This window comes from Eudoraea algarum (assembly GCF_050589645.1).
Taxonomy (GTDB): Bacteria; Bacteroidota; Bacteroidia; order Flavobacteriales; family Flavobacteriaceae; genus JBNGOQ01.
In genome coordinates this window covers 403310-419622 of record NZ_JBNGOQ010000002.1, presented here as the reverse complement: position 1 = coordinate 419622, position 16313 = coordinate 403310, and the positions used below count along the sequence as shown (strand labels likewise).

Genomic DNA, 16313 nt, shown 5'->3' with positions numbered 1-16313 from the left:
GGATCCGCGCTAATCCAATTGGATCAGATCGTTCTTTGTCCTGGGTTGGGCCACGGAGATCTGTGCTATATATTCGGCCAGGGAGCCCACCTCCTTCTTTGCCAAAAACTCGGCCATTTGGCCCTCCTGTAAAATGCGAAGACGTCGCTCCAATTCCGTTTTGAAGGCGTCCGTGTAGATAAAATCAATTTTCGCGGAAAAGTGCAGCTGGTCCAGGGGCTTTAAGAAAATCAGGGCGTCGTACGCATCGTACATGGTCTGCTCTGCCTTTACATTTAGCATATGGTTCCCTACATATGCCGCCCTGCCAAAAACATTGTCCTTCAGCGAAAAAGCAATGGGCTGGTTATTGTTCTCGGCAAAAGCATGGTCCCAAATTCCATTTTGCATTTGGATCCATTTATATTTATAGCTCCCCAGGCCATCTGAAGTGGCATTTTTGTCGGCCTCCTTTTTTCGTTCAATGGAAAGGGTAGCATTGTGGATCCTTACGGAATAGGTCTTATCCGGATGCCATTGGTTAAAAAAAGTCCCGGTATTCCAATAGAGCGCACCTTCTTTATTCCTTATATGCTTATAGGCGTGACGGGTATTGGTCAAAAAAATGCCTTTTCTTCCTTCTTTAAAGGAGGCCATCATATCCAAAATCGTTTTGTACATGAAGTAATCCCTGCCCACAAGGGATTTTAAGAAGATATCGTATTGCTTGCGATTATGGATCCCCTCCCAATAAATGGGCTGATCTACAGCTCTTACCTTTATTTTTTTATCGCTGGAGCGATTAATATCCCAAATGGTGGAGAGCAGTTCATAATAGGTCTCATATTTCCATCCATATCCGCTAAAATCATCCTGAAATACTTTTAACAACAGGCCATCATCCTTATCAGCGCTTTCCAAATACGCATCAATCTGCGGTTGGTGATTGATACCGAAAACTTCTAGAAAAACATAGGCTATTTGGTTCTCCTCCGCACGCAAGAGGTCCTTGTAAAATTCAAAAGGCTCCACGGCGTTGTGCAGCGCATCATCAAATAGTATCAAGTCATGGGTGTCCAGTTGTTGTTGAACAAACTGTAAGGGGTGCTCCCCTTCCCTCTTTATCACCTCATAATACGCATCAACGGTTTCTTGTGAAAAACCAAGGGAACTGAGTACTAAAAAGAAGGTTTGGACCAGGTACAGCGTTCTTTTTTTCATGATCGGTGGATTGTCTTTTTGATAAAGACCTAAAAAAAAAACCAACGTTACAAAGCTCAGTCTAAAATTGAACGATTTTTATACCAAATCCAGTCCAAAACACATGGGGTTTTAAAAACCGAAAAGCCCTTTGAAAGTTTCAGGACTTTCCAAAAAAAAATTAAGTGGTATGCCTATACGTTTCCTAGCTTATAACCAAAGCTGGGTGGTCCAAGAAAATGATAGTAGGTGTAAATTATGTAGCCTATTGGGTTATATAGGTACCTAATAATCGCTTGCCCCCCTTTTTGGGCTGTATGGTAAAGGGATCGGGCTTATTTTAGCAAGGTAACTTTAACGGCATTCATGCCTTTCATTCCCTTTTCCAGTTCAAAGGAAACCTTGTCATTTTCGGCGATTTCATCAATTAAACCACTAACATGCGTAAAGTATTTCTCCTGATTTTCCGCATCGATTATGAACCCAAATCCTTTGGAAGAATCAAAAAACGAAACTTTTCCATTTCTGACGGGGTCAATTTCCTCTTTGTCGCTCTCCAATGTTTTTGGAATGCTTATTTCTATGCTCTCTGCCTCTACTTTAATTTTTTTTGAGGGATCTGGTGGCGTATCCGTTAAGTTCCCATCATGATCTACATAAGCGAATTCAATTCCCTTTTTTCCACTCTCCTTTGCCGCAGCCTTGCGGGCCTCCATTTTCTTTCGCTTCTCCTCACGTTTTTTTAAACGCTTTTTTTCTTTTTCACTCTTATTAAATGTTTGTTGTGATTTTGCCATTCGTTCAGTTAAAATGTTTAGGTCAATACTTGCAATAATTCCCCAAAGATATCTCTTTACATTAAATTAATGCAAAAGTTAGGGCTAACATTCTAATTTAATGTCCTGTGGTCCATCCTTTTTCTTACTCTCCCTCCAAGGTTACCCCTGTCGCCCATAGCCGTCCAAATACGTAGTTTATGCAAAAATTAAAACCGATGATAGCCATATAATTAGTACATTACCTACACAAAACCAGCCTGTTTGTTTTCATGGATAACCAACCCACTACAACAAGAAAGTTTGGAACCTTCGGAGGTGTTTTTACCCCTACCCTCCTTACCATTTTGGGGGTAATCATGTACCTGCGTTTGGGGTGGGTCGTGGGCAATGCCGGACTTTTGGGTGCTTGGCTGATCATTCTGATTTCCTTCTTGATCACCCTGTGTACCGCCCTGTCCATGTCTGCCATTACCACAAATATCCGCATCGGTGCCGGAGGTGCCTATGCCATTGTTTCCCAGGCGTTGGGTCTGGAAGTTGGCGGTAGCTTGGGCATTCCCAGATATATTTCACAAGGTTTGGCCGTTACCATGTATATTTTTGGTTTTCGGGAAGGTTGGCTGGGAATCTTTCCCGATCATAATGCGTTCTTGGTAGATATTACGGTTTTCACACTGCTTTTTACCATTGCCTATATAAGCGCAAATCTTGCCATTAAGACCCAATATATCATCATGGGCATCATTGTGTTATCGCTCATTTCCATTATCGTGGCCGCTTATGGGGGGTCTATGGAAATCCCTACAAATGATGCTTTAAGTTGGGGATCGTTTAAAGGTTCCATTGAAAATGGGTTCAGTGGCAGCAATTTCTGGATTGTTTTTGCGGTCTTCTTTCCCGCTGCGACCGGTATCATGGCCGGCGCCAACATGTCTGGCGAATTGAAACATCCCAAACGCAGTATTCCCACGGGGACACTTTGGGCCATCGGTGTCAGTTTTATCATCTATATGTTCCTTGCCTTTTGGATTGCTAGAAGTGCCTCGGAAACAGAATTGTTGAACAATTACTATATCATGGTTGAAAAAGCCTATATAGGGCCTTTGATCATTGCCGGAATACTCGGTGCCACCTTCTCTTCGGCCCTGGCTTCCATTGTGGGTTCATCCCGCATTCTATTTGCTATGGGCGAACATAAGGTTTTGCCCTATTCCAATTTTTTAGCGGGTCAAAGCAGCAATGGGCAGCCAAGAAATGCCATGATGGTCACCGGAATCCTGATTTTTATAACGCTCCTATTGCGAAATATAAATGCGGTGGCTCCTTTGGTGACGCTCTTCTTTTTGATTACCTACGCCATGATCAACATTGTGGTCATCATTGAGCAGAACCTGGGATTGATCAGCTATCGACCAGTGTTTAAGATCCATAGATGGGTACCCTGGTTCGGACTGGTTTCCTCGGTCTTTGCCATGTTCATTATAAACCCCGCCGTTAGTCTGATCTCTATCATGATCGTTTTAATGGTGTACTGGTACCTATCGCGACAAAACCTGGAGACCCCCTTTGAGGATGTGCGTTCGGGCCTGTTCGTTTCCTTTGCCGAATGGGCGGCCAAGCATACCTGGGGCATGAAAAAAATGCAACAACGCGCCTGGAAGGCCAATCTTATGGTGCCCGTTCGTGACGTCAATGGCCTCAAGGGAACTTTTGAATTCTTGCGGAACATTGCAAAGCCCAAAGGCTCCATAAAGTTATTGGGCGTTGAACCCTTTTCGGAAACCAGTACCCTGGCCAAGGAATTGGAGGACATTTCCGCTTCCTTCAGGGAAAAGGGCGCCTTTTCCTCCTCTTCCGTGATTCATACGGATCAATTTGCCAATGGCATAAACTATAGCAGCCAGGCACTCCAAGGGGCCTTTTTTAGACCCAACATCGTCTTTTTGAATTTACAGGATCACGATGATTATGAAACCGAGTTACGTCCCGTGATGAAGGAATCCATCAGGCTGGAAGTGGGTGTCCTCTTGTATTTGTCGCATCCCACCGCCTTATTGGGCCAGCGCAATACGATCAATGTTTGGGTGAGCGACCGGCAGAGCAAATGGGATCTGGGCTGGGATATAGGAAATTTGGATCTTTCCATTCTGGTGGCCTACAAGCTTAAAATGAATTGGGGCGCACGGATTAGATTGATTACGGTCATCAAGGACCCCGAGGAAGAGGACAATGCCAAGCAATTTTTGAGTTCTTTGATCAATCTCGCCCGATTGCCGCAAACCCTGACCGAAGTCCATATTGGCGATTTCGGTTCGGTCGTAAACAAAGCCCCTTCTGCCGATTTGAACATCTTTGGAATGGACGAGGGCCTCCCCTTTGGATTTGTAAAGGAAATGTCCGTAAAAACCCAAAGTTCCTGCCTTTTTGTCAAGGATTCAGGGCATGAGAGTATTTTGGCGTGATGGCCAGCTCCCATTCTTTTTTGAAGGTGTCCTCAAATAAAAGCGATGTTACACACCTAGGCCAAATCTCAGCTGGGCGAATCTTCCGCCATAACGATAAGCTTTAGGACATCGTTTTCGGTATGTACGATCCGGTGGATATAATAGAGTTTGTTATTGATCTCGACCCATTCCCTGTCCCTGGGTTGGGTCTTTAGTTGTAACTCCCCTATCCGTTCATTGCTTTGATAATCAATTAAAATAGTTTTCATAATAGAGATTGATATTAATTTTATCTGTTTTAATAGTCCTTGACGGTGCGCTTATTCCAAGCTATAAATTGATCGCCATTCCGATTTTAATAGGGCCCGTGGGGCTGTTTTCAATAGTAAATTTCTGAGTCCGGTAAAATGTTTCCAATGTCCCGCCTTGCCCATGATCCACGATCTTTTAACTATTCTTGCAACTTTTTTTGCTCGTAGTTTTTGAAACCTTGCAAAGGCACTCCCAGGTCCTCCATTTTTAATGGCCCTTGTCAAAAAATAGGCGTCCTCAATGGCTTGCGCCCCTCCTTGGCCCATGTTTGGTGTTGTGGCATGGGCTGCATCGCCAAGAAGGCAAATGTTTTCATGGTACCATTTGGTCATGGTCAAAACCTCATAAATATCACTCCTTATGATGTCCTGCTCATCCGTGGCCCGGATCAACGTTTTCACAATGGGATGGAAGTTTTTGAAGCTTGTAGATAATCGGTCCTTTACCCTTCCCTTGTCCTTTTCATCAGGCGGACTCAAAATGACCGCAAACCAGTAAAATTTGTCCGTTTCAATTTGGGAAATTCCAAACCTTAGCTGTTCGCCCCACATCTCTATTCCCCTGTAGCGGTATTCTTCCGATATATTTTGATCCAGCGTGCAGATGCCGCGCCAACACGTCTGTCCCGAATACCTTGTCCCGCTTGTCGGGAAAAGGCGTTGTCGTATTCTGGAGTGGATACCATCGGCCCCGATCAAGAAACTGGTCATGGTGGCCGTTCCATCCTCAAATAACATCCTTACCCCATCGTCTTCTTGCTCAAATCCGGACAAGGATTTTCCCAGATGTATTTTTTCATTTGAGAGTCCCTGCAGCAGTATTCGTTGAAGCTCCCATCTGTGGATAGAAAGGGAGTAATGTCCATATTTTTCCTTTACATCGTCCTGTTGGTAATCGAACAAGGGTGAAAGATCCGGTTTCGTAAGGGTTATCCGTTTCATGGGGCTGCCGCTGCGCACTATATCATCGAGTATTCCCAACCATTCAAAGACTTTCAAAGCGTTTGGGGTGAGCAGAATACCGGAGCCTATGGGTCGCAATCTTTCGGCCTTTTCAAAGAGCTGGTATTCCACTCCCATTTTCTCAAAGGCCAAAGCTGTCGTAAGTCCCCCTATTCCGCCACCGATAATGCTGTACATTATTTTTATTTCAGCGTTGATAAAGCACAAAGCATGCCGACCCAATGGACGGCATGCTCAGCATCTAAAAAAAAGCAATCACAAACGAACCACTATTTTGTCTGCAAACCTTTCCAGTTCTTGTTGGCAGTAGGCAAAAGCTTGGACTCCTTTTCGGCAATCCACAGTTGTTTTGCATCCACTTCAACATCGTTTAGGAACAGATAGTATTTTCCATTGCTCACCACGAATTTGGTGGGATCTACCCTGAACTTTGCTCCTGCATAAACCCCAAAGGCACAAAAACCACCGTATTGCGGCATATATTTTCCAGGATTGCTGTCAAAGGTTTTTTTCTGCTCCGCCGAGGTAAAGTAATAAGCAATTTTGTTGTGGGTAGATTTAAACTGCTTAGATCCCCTTTGGGCCAAGCCCAAATCCAAATAGGATACCGGGCTGTACCCCTGTAGGCCTATTTTGCTATCATCAATGTTGTTGGCCTTTTTATCTTGTGCAAGACCTATTGTACTTACCATTATAGCAAGTGCAATTACTGTTGTTTTGAATACATTTTTCATTTTTCCTATTGTTTTTGTTTATACGCGTTTAATTAATTATTGTGCATTGAAATATTCTTCATGCGACACTTTTCCTTCCTCGTTCCAGGTCCTACGGATGACTTCGTGCCAGTAGATCTTACTACCGTCCGCCATGTTGAAATCAAAGGTGAATTCCGAGGCGGATTCGTTGCCATCCACTATAGTATTGTGATGGGTAATGCCGTTTACCTGGGCAATTGCTCCGGCAAACCCTTCCATCTTTTCCACCATCTGCTGTTTGTTGGTCGTTGCTAATCCGTTGTAGTCGGATGTAGTGGCATCCTCTGCAAAAAACTGTTGGACCGCATCTACGATAGCTCCTTTTGAAACTACGCCGTCCATCTCTGTAACTATTGCTTTAATGTTCATTTTTTTAATTTTTAAGTTTTACTTTAATTGTTTTTAATTACAGTACAAATTTCAGCACAACAGGGGGGTTCCTACGTATGAAAAAAGCGCAAAGAATTGTACTTTTTGAATCAGTGAATTGGCTGTCGGGTTTGGTTCCCATTGGGTTTAAACTCCTTGTCCCATTTTTCGTCCTTGGCGGTTCTGCAAATAAAAAAAGGTGTGGAAATCCACACCTTTTTGGTAAAGCCGTTCTTATTTTAGCAGGTCCTACACCGCCAATTCCGGTTTGTGCAAACTCACCACGGTAAGTACGGCAGCACCGTTTAGCCAGTAGTAATACGCATCGATCCCCTGAAATGCAAAGGCAAAGGGTACAATGATAAAAACCACGGCTACCAACAAATCAACCAACAAATGAATTTTATAGGGAATCACACGTAGTGCTCCCAAATGATGGTCTGTCAATAAGGTCAAAACAAAGGCCGCAATACCTGTGGCCACCGAGAGCTGCAAAGCCAAGGGATTTGAATCTCCCAAGCCCAATAAAAAGGGAAGGATCATTAAGGCAACAGCAACGGGATAGTCCAAAAATGCATGTATTCTTTTTGTTACAAATTTCATGATTACAAGTTTTAAAAGGTTAAATTTTCGTTTTATGTGAGTTAAAATATTCTTCCTTGATTACCTGGCCCTTTTCGTTCCAGGTACGACGTATGATCTCATGCCAATAAATGGTACTATTGCCGCTTAGCTTAAAATCGAACGTGAATTCCGAGGCAGATTCGTTGCCATCCAACAGTGTGTTGTGATGGGTTATGCCATTTACCTTGGTCACCGCATCTGCAATAGCCTGCATCTTTTCCAGGGCCTGTTTTTTGTTCCTGGTCCGTACCCCTTTATAATCCAGGGTAACCGCATCATCGGCAAAGAATTGCTTCACGCCATCTACCATGGCGCCTTGGGACACGAGTACGTCTAAATCTTCTACCAGGGTTTTAAGGTTCATTTGTCAAATTTTAATGTCATGGCATGTCATCGCCATTCACAGTGCAAATTTGAAAATGATCGGAGGGATTTTACGTATGAAAAAAACGCAAAAAATTGTACTTTTTATCTTCTATAGGTAGAGGGGGCTGCACCAGTCTGCTGCGCAAAGAACTTGGAGAAGTTGCCGGGTTCTTCAAACCCCAGGGAATAGGCCACTTCCTTGACAATCTCTCCCTGGCCCAGCATGGTCTTGGCCGAATCCACCAGTTGGGCGCGAATCATCTGGCCTAAGGTAACGTTCATCCTGTCCTTGACCTTTTTGGAGAGGGCCTTCACGGAGATGTTCATCTTATCGGCATAAAAAGCCAGGGCGTGCTCTTCCTTATGAAAAAGCTGCACAAGCTCAATGAGGTTCTGGGTAAAGGAATCCCTGTTCCCATAATCAAAGTTGTTCCGGAAGTCCTTAGGAGTCTGACCCAGTTTGTTTTTGAAGACCCTATTGAAGTAAGCAGGGTCCTTAAACCCCTTTTCATAAGCAATTTCCTGGATGCTCTTGTCCGTAAAGGCCAGTTCTTTCTGGCTTTCCACCAATTGTTTGCCCGCAACCATTTTTTGAACGGATATCCCCAACTTGTCCTTTAGCAGGGCCTGGATGTTATGTTGATGCAAATGGATAAGGTGTTCCTTTAACTGCCCAATATTGACATGGTTGGAAAACTCATCATCAATCACCTCCTTAACGTCAAAGATAATTTCGTATTCTTCCTTATTGGCGCTGAAAGGATTCTGCCAGTACCATTGATCTACCGAGGTGTCGATCAATTTATCCATATTGACATTAAAGACGGTCTTTTCCAAAAAAGATTGGCAATCCTCGCATTCACTATAGTTTATATAACCCAAGGAGACCAGATGTTTAAACAGGATCCTCACATCCTTGGACTTGAACAGGATTTCATCGGGAAAGGTGATAAAGCGGACCAAAAAATCCTCGGACAGGAATTTAATGTACTGCCCTTTTTCCAAATAAATGATCTTATCATCCCAGTCCGAATAGAACTTGAAATCGACTTGTATGGCACCGGAACCCTTAAGAATATGCACCAAGGTATACCGGTCTATGAAATAAACCTTATCCACCTCGGCATTAAACTTTTTAACGGTCGTGTTTTCCATGTCGGTCCGTGGTATCGCCCACCTGATTAACGCATCTGTACATGTTGTTTTCCCAAAATTGTCGGCACATCCTGAAAATTGCAGCAAAGGTTACCAAAAATCTACCCCTCTTACGTATCCATTAAACGCTTTTTCTTGCACTTTTTCCTTTGGATTCTCATTGAGACGGGGTTTTCCAAGACGTTCTTCCTTAGTCCGTCGTATAAAAATGCCCATAATTACTAACTTAGTATGGCCTAATACGGGAACGCATTAAAATTTTCAGCATTGGAATCAACGGTCAACATCCTATTCACCTCCATTATCACCAGCTTGGGGCTGGGGCTCAGTTTCTTCTTTGGGATTCTTTTCTTGAAAAATGCAAAAATCCAAAATCGGATACTGGGACTGCTTTTGATCGTTATGGCCCTGCGGATCACCAAGTCCATTTTTTACAATTATGTGGAGCTGCCCCTGTTTGTGAAAAACCTGGGATTGGCCGCCAATCTGGCTGCGGGACCTCTACTCTACCTCTATGGCCATCATCTGGCCAATGTGAGCAAAACTCTTGGAAAGGCCGATCTAATCCACTTTCTGCCTACGCTGGTCTATGTACTGGGCTGCACTGTATTGCCCAATGCCCCGGACAGTGTTTTCTGGACGTACAGCTATGTTTTTATTCTCCTCCAATCGTTCACCTATGTTGGGCTTAGCCTATACCTGCACCATAAAAAAATGCATATGTTGGGAAAGAAAGTAAGGTTATGGTATTTAAGACTCACCCTGGTACTGGCCACGATATGGGTCGTTTATACCTTGATATTCATGGACATCCTCCCCATATATACCGCAGGTCCCATAGCCTACTCCCTGTTGGTAGTGCTATTGGCCTACCTATCGGTCAATAAAAGAAAGATCGAGGGGTTGAACATTTTGGGGAAATATGGCAATTCCAAGTTGTCCTATGAAGAAGGAAAACGATATTTTGATAAAATTGAACAGCTGCTTCGCGACCAGAAGCTGTATTTGCAAGCCGACCTAAGTCTGCAGACCCTTGCTAAAGCAGTAGGTGTTTCACCCAGACAGGTTTCGGAGACCATCAATCGGTTTTCGGACAAGAATTTTGCGAATTATATCAATAGTTACAGGGTCGAAGAGGCCAAAACCTTGTTGAAATCGACCGACAAAAAAAACAAGATCATAAGCATTGCCCTAGACTCCGGATTTAACAACCTCTCTACCTTTAATGTGGCGTTCAAAGCGGACACTGATCAAACCCCTTCCGAGTACCGCGAAAAATTCAATCGGCAGCTTATTTAGTGTTTTCCTTTCAGGATTCATGAATCCAATAGCCTTGGACCTGTCTTTTTGAGTTATTTACCCAAAAAAGATATGGGTACGATAAACAGAAGACAGTGGTTGAAGCAATCAGCTGCAGCATCGATCGGGATGGGCGGACTAAGCATTACCGGCTTTAATGCCTTTGGTGCCGTCACCAAGGAAAGGAAAAGGTTTGATCCGGCGTCGGAAGCCGGTGTAACGCGCCTGCTCTACAATGAAAATCCTAACGGACCCAGTGATGCCACAAAAAAACGGATAGCACAGCTTATCCCTAGAAGTAACCGTTACGCGACCTTTCATAAGTACGATTACCTTGCACTAAAAAATCTGATCGCAGAACAGGAGGGTCTGGAACCCGAAAACGTAATGCTCGGGCACGGTTCCTTTGACCCGCTCATATCGGTCGCTACCCACTTTGGTAGTAAAAAGGAACACCTTGTGGTGCCCAGTCCCAGTTTTGACGTGGTGGGTTCCTTTGCCCGAAAACTGGGAGCGGACGTGGTTCCGGTGGAGGTGGACTCGGCCTTTAAGATCGATCTGCCCGCTATGCGGGAAGCCATAAAAGACAAAACCAGCTTGGTGACCGTCTGTAACCCTAACAACCCCACCGGGACGGTGGTCGATACGGACGAATTGAAAGCATTTTGCAAAGAGGTGCCCAAGCAAACCACCGTATTGATCGATGAGGCCTACATTCACTATCGCGATGCCTGGCGGCAGCATACCATGGCGCCACTGCTGAAAGATGGTGCCAACGTTCTGGTGACCCGTACCTTTTCCAAGATCTATGGGATGGCCGGGCTGCGCATAGGTTTTATGCTGGGGCCCAAGGAATTGATCAAGGAATTGGAGGCCAAATTTACGATGGGATTTCCCGGGAATATGCCCAATGGCCTGAGCGTGGCGGCTGCTTGTGCTGCATTGAAGGACAAAGCTTTTGTTTCCCGATCGCGGGAACTGAACCAGCAGGCGCGTACCGATTTTTACAAAGCGCTGGACCAGCTTGGTCTGCCCTATATACCCAGCGCTGCAAATTTCGTATACTTCGATGTAACCGATTTTGCCGCGTATAAAAAGTTGATGTGGTCCCACAAGATTTTGCTTGCCGGCGGATGGCCTACAAAAAAGAACTGGGCCAGGGTTACTATGGGTACCCAGGAGGAGCTGGACTTCCTACTGGAAAAAATGCAGGGGAAGGCCTGGTTGTGATTGCTGATGCTTATTGGTCCATGGATTTTGGGTCGTAGAATTATGAATGATGAATTGGGAATTAGGAATTGTACTGTGCTTGGCGCTTAACGTATAGCACAGTACGTTGTAGTGGGTGCGCCTACGCCATCCGCATGTCGCCATCCGCATGTCGCCGTAGCTTTAGCGGAGGCACAAGCTTTAGCGGAGGCACAGGCTGTGGTGCATGATACAGTAGGCAATAAACATTTATCGATCCGCTATTTGGTCAGGAAATACAACTAGAGATTCTTCGCTCCGCTCTGAATGGCAACACACATTGATTTGTCATTCCGAGCCTGCGAGGAATCTTTGACCGTAAACAGCGGACAGTTCTCGGTATCAAATGCTGAGTTTTGGGTTAAGGGTTACGGGTTATGAATGATGAATTAAGGGTTTCGCGTTCGGAATTGGACCCTTTTCGCTAATCCCTTTTCGCTATTCGCTAATCCCTCTTCGCTTTTTCACTAATCTTCGGCCAGCTTTAGGTAAAGGGCTGTGGTTGGTCCCATTGGCGGGCATGGGATGGTCAAAACCGATACCCCACGGAGAGGTCCCCTTGAAACAGCCCTTCAGGAGCCCGGCGACCCCCTGCAATGGTCCTGGCCCCTCCTACCAAAAACTGGAGTACAAAACCTTGCTTGTTAACCCACTTCCACCCAAGTCCAACTCCTGCGCCAAAACTGTGGTACTTCTTCAGATGGCTATTATGGTAATAGTAGTAGTCTTCCCCCGTATAATATCCCATAAATCCCTGTATAAAAAGGCCCTTGGTCCCATATTGTTTCCGCTCCGTAAAGTAGATCCGATAAAATGGGCTTAGGGAAAAATCATATTCAAAATAATTCTCTCCAACATTAAAAACAATGTTCCCGCCGTAGGAAGTATAGGTATTGGCGATGCGTTCATATTCCAAATCCAAAATGGGACCGGCCAATAGTTTAACCAAGCCAATTTTCAGTTCGTTTGCTCTGTCTTCAATAGGCACGGGTGTTCCCTTATTGGTATGCAAACCGATTTCCTGAGCTGTACAAAAAACAGCAGCGAACAACAAAAAGAAGCATAGCACAGTACTTTGGTACTTGTTCATAACATGTGATTTTAATGGGGCCATGCCTTGCGGCAGGCAGGCGCACCCTAATTAGTTCATAAAACTGCGCATAAAATGAGAGGGAAGAAAAACCCATGTAACAAGTGGGCGCATATGGTGACAGGTGGGGAGTTTTTGCTAGGTGAGAGTTGGCAGGAGGCGTTTCGCAGTCGGGAGTTATGGGTTATTGAATTAGGAATGATGAAATGGGAATTGTGATGTGCTCGGCGCTTGGCGTTTAGCGCGGTGCATTGTAGTGGGTGCGCCTACTCCATCCACATGTCGCCGTAGCTTTAGCGGAGGCACAGGCTGTGGTGTGTGATGACAGTAGGCAATAAACAGTTATCGATCCGCTATTTGGTCAGGAAATACAACTAGAGATTCTTCGCTCCGCTCTGAATGACAACACACATTGATTTGTCATTCCGAGCCTGCGAGGAATCTTTGACCGTAAACAGCGGACAGTTCTTGGTACCAAATGCTGAGTTTTGGGTTGCGGGTAATGAATTATGAGTTGTTGAATGATGAATTAGGGGTTGCGATGCGCTTGGCGCTTGGCGTAAAGCGCGGTGCGTTGTAGTGGTAGTGTCGAGTCATTGGTTATGAATCCCTTGTTCTTCTGTTGATGAAAAAGCCTTAATTTGGTAGGGACAGTACTTGGTCAATAACGATGTTCCTTCGTTGACGCTACTCAAAAACAAATGAAAAAAATACTACTACAGGGGATACCATATGATGAAAAATCGTCCTACGAGAAAGGGCCAAAATTGGCACCACCACTCATTAGGGAAGCTCTCCACAGTGGTTCCATGAATCTGTTTGCCGAAAACGGCATATCCATGGCCCATGCTTTTGAGGATGAGGGCGACTTTGAGGTTTCCGAATATTTTGATATTGAAGACATAACCAGGGAAAACCTTAAGTCGGACAACAAAATTTTCACCTTGGGCGGGGACCACTCCATCACTTTTCCCATTCTCAAGGCATTGGGGGAAAAATATCCGAAGATGGATATACTGCATATCGATGCCCATTCCGATTTATACGATCATTATGAAGGCGATAAATACTCCCATGCCTGCCCCTTTGCCAGGATCATGGAAAACAAACTGGCAACGCGACTCGTGCAAGTCGGCATCAGAACATTAAATACCCATCAAACGGAACAAGCGGAAAAATTTGGGGTGGAAATCCACCAAATGAAGGCTTTGGATCTATCCCAAATCCCTGTATTTGAAAATCCCTTGTACATCTCCCTGGATATGGATGCATTTGACCCCGCTTTTGCACCCGGAGTTTCCCATCACGAACCGGGCGGACTCTCCTCAAGACAGGTTATAGCATTAATTCAGGGTATTGATGCCGTTGTTATAGGCGCAGATATTGTAGAATATAACCCCAACAGGGATTTCCAAAACATGACCGCTTTTCTGGCCGCCAAAATGCTAAAGGAGATTATGGTGAAAATGATGTAAAGAACAACTATTGGGACAACATATATTATCGCATTGGATTTGCAATCCTTTCAATTCCGTCTCAGTTCGTACTCAAACGGTCTAGCATCATAGCCCTTCCAAAGTAAGATCAGTTCCTTTCCGTTTTTGGAATAGTCCGTTTAGAATTAAGCTCCAAACTTGGGGCCAAGACCTATTCAACACAGCCCGGAGAGCTCTAAAAGAGAATACCTACTAATAAATTAGTATATCTACTAAATATTTAGTAGTTTTGATGTTCAATCCAGAAATTATGAATAAACTTGCTAACAGGGAAGAACAGATTATGCAGATTGTTTGGCGGCTAAAGACTGTTTTTATCCGCGACATTATTGAAGAACTCCCGGCACCCAAACCGCATTACAATACCGTGGCAACGATTGTCAAAATACTGGTCAAGAAAGGATTTCTAAAATCGGAGATGCTGGGAAACACCCATCAATACAGTCCAGCTATTGATTTTGAAGCGTATCGCGATGAGCACCTGGTGAATATAAAAAAGAAATACTTTGGCAATTCATTTCCCAAGATGATCGCCCATTTTGCCAAAAAGGAAAAGCTGACAAATGCCGAAATCGAGGAATTGAAGCGAATAATCGAATCCCAAAAACCGTAGATCATGCTGACACTATTGTTAAAGGCTTCGTTCGTCATCATCATCCTGTTGGTTTTCTATAAAATCGTATTGGAAAAAGAAAGTTTTTTTGGCGCAAACCGTGTCTACCTCTTGGGGTGCCTGGTGCTAATGTTTGTGCTTCCCTTCGTATCCTTGCCGAAACTTGTTCGGGACCAAGGATTCATTTCGAAGAAAATAGCCCAATTGGAGCATAGTTCGTCCAACACCTCCCATCAGGAATTTCTTCCCAAAAGCCATAATACCGAGTCCAATTCTTCCACCGTGCAAGCTGCCCCTAGGTCCCAGGAACCAAATGCTGCATATCATGAAAAAGGGGTGCTCTATTGGCTTTCGTTGATCTATTATTTTGGTGTCCTTGTCTTATCGTTGAACCTAATTACCCAAATGGTCAGTTTATTCATCAAAATCAAAAAAAGTACGGAAAAGATAAGGGATACCGATTGTACCATCGTAAACACCTCCCTGATCAAGGAACCTTGTTCCTTTTTCAACTACATTTTTATCGACCCGGAAAAATATGATTACGATACCTATGAGCAGATCATTGCCCACGAAAAGATCCATGTTCAAAAGGGGCATACGATCGACTTGCTGCTCTCTGAAATGGCCATAGTGCTGCTTTGGTTCAATCCGCTGATCTGGCTTTTCAGAAAGGAAATAGAAAAAAACATAGAGTACCAAACGGATGCCCTTTTGGTAGCAAAAACATCGGTTCCAAAAGAAAGCTATCAGATGAATCTTCTAAAGATCGCCACCTTACAAAAACCTCTGGCAATTACCACAAATTACAATCAATCATTAATCAAAAAAAGAATTTTAAAGATGAGCACAAAAAAATCAAATCCGCACAACAACTGGAAATATGCCTTTATCGTACCGGTCCTGTTTGCCTTGCTATTATCCATGAACATGCCCATGGACGACATTTCCCTAAATGACGGTGAGGAATCCATCATCCAAATGGTAGATGGGGAAAACACGGCTGTTGTTGACGGCGATTGCCAGCAACTGCTGAGAGCGGTAAAAAGCCAAAATGTAAGTCGGGTCAAAGAACTGCTAAAAACGGTGGACCCCGATTGTCGGTACAGGGGTGATGGGGAACCGCGCACGCCTTTGGTGGCAGCCGCCAGAAAGGGAAATCTGGAGATTGGAAAACTCTTGGTCGGCGCAAAGGCCGATGTAGCATATCACGATAGTGCGGATGAATCGCCCTTGATAGCGGCTTCTGCCAATGGCCATCTTGATTTTGTCATCTATTTAATGGAAAAGGGAGCTGACGTAAACAGAAAAGTGAGCGGTGATGGTACAGCGCTATTGGTGGCCTCCAGGGGCGGACATTTGGAAATCGTAACTTATCTAATCTCCAAAAATGCCGATGTTAACGCACGGGTCAGTGGTGATGGCACACCCCTTATCTGTGCCACAAGAAACGGGCACTATGACATTGCCAAACTGTTGTTGGAAAACAATGCCGATCCCTACCTCTCGTCCCCTGGGGATGAATATCCCATGTACCACGCCCGTATGGCGAACAACAAGCGCATGATAGCTTTATTGAAAAAATACGAAAGCGAGAACTAGTACCCCAGCTTGGATAGCTA

At 44.4% G+C, this 16313-nt stretch carries 16 protein-coding genes; 6 read left to right on the top strand and 10 right to left on the bottom strand.

Annotation, left to right across the window (positions count from 1 at the left end; translation table 11 throughout):
• Positions 1-9 precede the first annotated feature (9 nt).
• Together ACRD67_RS08250 and ACRD67_RS08245 are read right to left on the bottom strand one after the other, a co-directional pair.
• A complete protein-coding gene (locus tag ACRD67_RS08250; RefSeq protein ID WP_430966653.1) occupies positions 10-1200 on the bottom strand; it encodes a hypothetical protein in 1191 nt (396 codons plus the stop codon).
• 314 nt (positions 1201-1514) lie between these two features.
• The gene (locus ACRD67_RS08245; protein ID WP_430966652.1) at positions 1515-1976 is read right to left on the bottom strand and encodes a cold-shock protein; all 462 of its coding nucleotides are present in this window, start codon (positions 1974-1976) and stop codon (positions 1515-1517) included.
• Positions 1977-2227: 251 nt separating this feature from the next.
• Here ACRD67_RS08245 and ACRD67_RS08240 point away from each other — a divergent pair, with 251 nt between their 5' ends.
• Positions 2228-4420 carry an amino acid permease gene (locus tag ACRD67_RS08240; protein ID WP_430966651.1) on the top strand — a complete coding sequence of 731 codons (2193 nt, stop codon included), beginning with the start codon at positions 2228-2230 and terminating at the stop codon, positions 4418-4420.
• A gap of 68 nt (positions 4421-4488) precedes the next feature.
• Here the strand turns inward: ACRD67_RS08240 and ACRD67_RS08235 are convergent, their stop codons facing one another.
• The 7 genes from ACRD67_RS08235 to ACRD67_RS08205 all read right to left on the bottom strand — a co-directional run bounded on the left by ACRD67_RS08235 (position 4489) and on the right by ACRD67_RS08205 (position 8945).
• Positions 4489-4671 (bottom strand): hypothetical protein, encoded by a 183-nt coding sequence (locus ACRD67_RS08235; RefSeq protein WP_430966650.1) that lies wholly within the window; start codon positions 4669-4671, stop codon positions 4489-4491.
• A 51-nt stretch (positions 4672-4722) separates the two neighbouring features.
• Positions 4723-5853 (bottom strand): FAD-dependent monooxygenase, encoded by a 1131-nt coding sequence (locus ACRD67_RS08230; protein WP_430966649.1) that lies wholly within the window; start codon positions 5851-5853, stop codon positions 4723-4725.
• A 92-nt stretch (positions 5854-5945) separates the two neighbouring features.
• Positions 5946-6410: a YHS domain-containing (seleno)protein gene (locus tag ACRD67_RS08225; protein WP_430966648.1), complete on the bottom strand. Its 465-nt coding sequence runs from the start codon at positions 6408-6410 to the stop codon at positions 5946-5948.
• A 36-nt stretch (positions 6411-6446) separates the two neighbouring features.
• Positions 6447-6800, bottom strand: a complete 354-nt coding sequence (locus tag ACRD67_RS08220) for a hypothetical protein (protein ID WP_430966647.1) — start codon at positions 6798-6800, stop codon at positions 6447-6449.
• Between the two features lie 249 nt (positions 6801-7049).
• On the bottom strand, positions 7050-7403 hold the full coding sequence (locus ACRD67_RS08215; protein WP_430966646.1) for a hypothetical protein: 354 nt from the start codon (positions 7401-7403) through the stop codon (positions 7050-7052).
• Between the two features lie 19 nt (positions 7404-7422).
• Positions 7423-7788, bottom strand: coding sequence for a hypothetical protein (locus ACRD67_RS08210; protein WP_430966645.1), 366 nt, complete (start codon positions 7786-7788; stop codon positions 7423-7425).
• Positions 7789-7892: 104 nt separating this feature from the next.
• Positions 7893-8945 (bottom strand): helix-turn-helix transcriptional regulator, encoded by a 1053-nt coding sequence (locus tag ACRD67_RS08205; protein ID WP_430966644.1) that lies wholly within the window; start codon positions 8943-8945, stop codon positions 7893-7895.
• A 267-nt stretch (positions 8946-9212) separates the two neighbouring features.
• Here ACRD67_RS08205 and ACRD67_RS08200 point away from each other — a divergent pair, with 267 nt between their 5' ends.
• Positions 9213-10244, top strand: a complete 1032-nt coding sequence (locus tag ACRD67_RS08200) for a helix-turn-helix domain-containing protein (protein ID WP_430966643.1) — start codon at positions 9213-9215, stop codon at positions 10242-10244.
• A 72-nt stretch (positions 10245-10316) separates the two neighbouring features.
• Positions 10317-11474, top strand: coding sequence for a pyridoxal phosphate-dependent aminotransferase (locus ACRD67_RS08195; RefSeq protein WP_430966642.1), 1158 nt, complete (start codon positions 10317-10319; stop codon positions 11472-11474).
• 547 nt (positions 11475-12021) lie between these two features.
• Here ACRD67_RS08195 and ACRD67_RS08190 read toward each other — a convergent pair.
• On the bottom strand, positions 12022-12582 hold the full coding sequence (locus ACRD67_RS08190) for a hypothetical protein (protein WP_430966641.1): 561 nt from the start codon (positions 12580-12582) through the stop codon (positions 12022-12024).
• A 701-nt stretch (positions 12583-13283) separates the two neighbouring features.
• Between ACRD67_RS08190 and speB the strand changes: the two genes are divergently transcribed.
• The 3 genes from speB (at position 13284) to ACRD67_RS08175 (ending at position 16293) form a co-directional block, all read left to right on the top strand.
• Positions 13284-14057, top strand: coding sequence for an agmatinase (speB, locus tag ACRD67_RS08185; RefSeq protein WP_430966640.1), 774 nt, complete (start codon positions 13284-13286; stop codon positions 14055-14057).
• A gap of 271 nt (positions 14058-14328) precedes the next feature.
• The gene (locus ACRD67_RS08180; RefSeq protein WP_430966639.1) at positions 14329-14691 is read left to right on the top strand and encodes a BlaI/MecI/CopY family transcriptional regulator; all 363 of its coding nucleotides are present in this window, start codon (positions 14329-14331) and stop codon (positions 14689-14691) included.
• A 3-nt stretch (positions 14692-14694) separates the two neighbouring features.
• A complete protein-coding gene (locus ACRD67_RS08175) occupies positions 14695-16293 on the top strand; it encodes an ankyrin repeat domain-containing protein (RefSeq protein WP_430966638.1) in 1599 nt (532 codons plus the stop codon).
• The last annotated feature ends 20 nt before the right edge of the window (positions 16294-16313 follow it).

What these genes read in the sequence shown, in the direction of transcription:
- ACRD67_RS08250 (WP_430966653.1), bottom strand. Translation starts at nt 1,200, where the DNA reads ATGAAAAAAAGAACGCTGTACCTGGTCCAAACCTTCTTTTTAGTACTC.
- ACRD67_RS08245 (WP_430966652.1), bottom strand. Translation starts at nt 1,976, where the DNA reads ATGGCAAAATCACAACAAACATTTAATAAGAGTGAAAAAGAAAAAAAG.
- ACRD67_RS08240 (WP_430966651.1), top strand. Translation starts at nt 2,228, where the DNA reads ATGGATAACCAACCCACTACAACAAGAAAGTTTGGAACCTTCGGAGGT.
- ACRD67_RS08235 (WP_430966650.1), bottom strand. Translation starts at nt 4,671, where the DNA reads ATGAAAACTATTTTAATTGATTATCAAAGCAATGAACGGATAGGGGAG.
- ACRD67_RS08230 (WP_430966649.1), bottom strand. Translation starts at nt 5,853, where the DNA reads ATGTACAGCATTATCGGTGGCGGAATAGGGGGACTTACGACAGCTTTG.
- ACRD67_RS08225 (WP_430966648.1), bottom strand. Translation starts at nt 6,410, where the DNA reads ATGAAAAATGTATTCAAAACAACAGTAATTGCACTTGCTATAATGGTA.
- ACRD67_RS08220 (WP_430966647.1), bottom strand. Translation starts at nt 6,800, where the DNA reads ATGAACATTAAAGCAATAGTTACAGAGATGGACGGCGTAGTTTCAAAA.
- ACRD67_RS08215 (WP_430966646.1), bottom strand. Translation starts at nt 7,403, where the DNA reads ATGAAATTTGTAACAAAAAGAATACATGCATTTTTGGACTATCCCGTT.
- ACRD67_RS08210 (WP_430966645.1), bottom strand. Translation starts at nt 7,788, where the DNA reads ATGAACCTTAAAACCCTGGTAGAAGATTTAGACGTACTCGTGTCCCAA.
- ACRD67_RS08205 (WP_430966644.1), bottom strand. Translation starts at nt 8,945, where the DNA reads ATGGAAAACACGACCGTTAAAAAGTTTAATGCCGAGGTGGATAAGGTT.
- ACRD67_RS08195 (WP_430966642.1), top strand. Translation starts at nt 10,317, where the DNA reads ATGGGTACGATAAACAGAAGACAGTGGTTGAAGCAATCAGCTGCAGCA.
- ACRD67_RS08190 (WP_430966641.1), bottom strand. Translation starts at nt 12,582, where the DNA reads ATGAACAAGTACCAAAGTACTGTGCTATGCTTCTTTTTGTTGTTCGCT.
- speB (WP_430966640.1), top strand. Translation starts at nt 13,284, where the DNA reads ATGAAAAAAATACTACTACAGGGGATACCATATGATGAAAAATCGTCC.
- ACRD67_RS08180 (WP_430966639.1), top strand. Translation starts at nt 14,329, where the DNA reads ATGAATAAACTTGCTAACAGGGAAGAACAGATTATGCAGATTGTTTGG.
- ACRD67_RS08175 (WP_430966638.1), top strand. Translation starts at nt 14,695, where the DNA reads ATGCTGACACTATTGTTAAAGGCTTCGTTCGTCATCATCATCCTGTTG.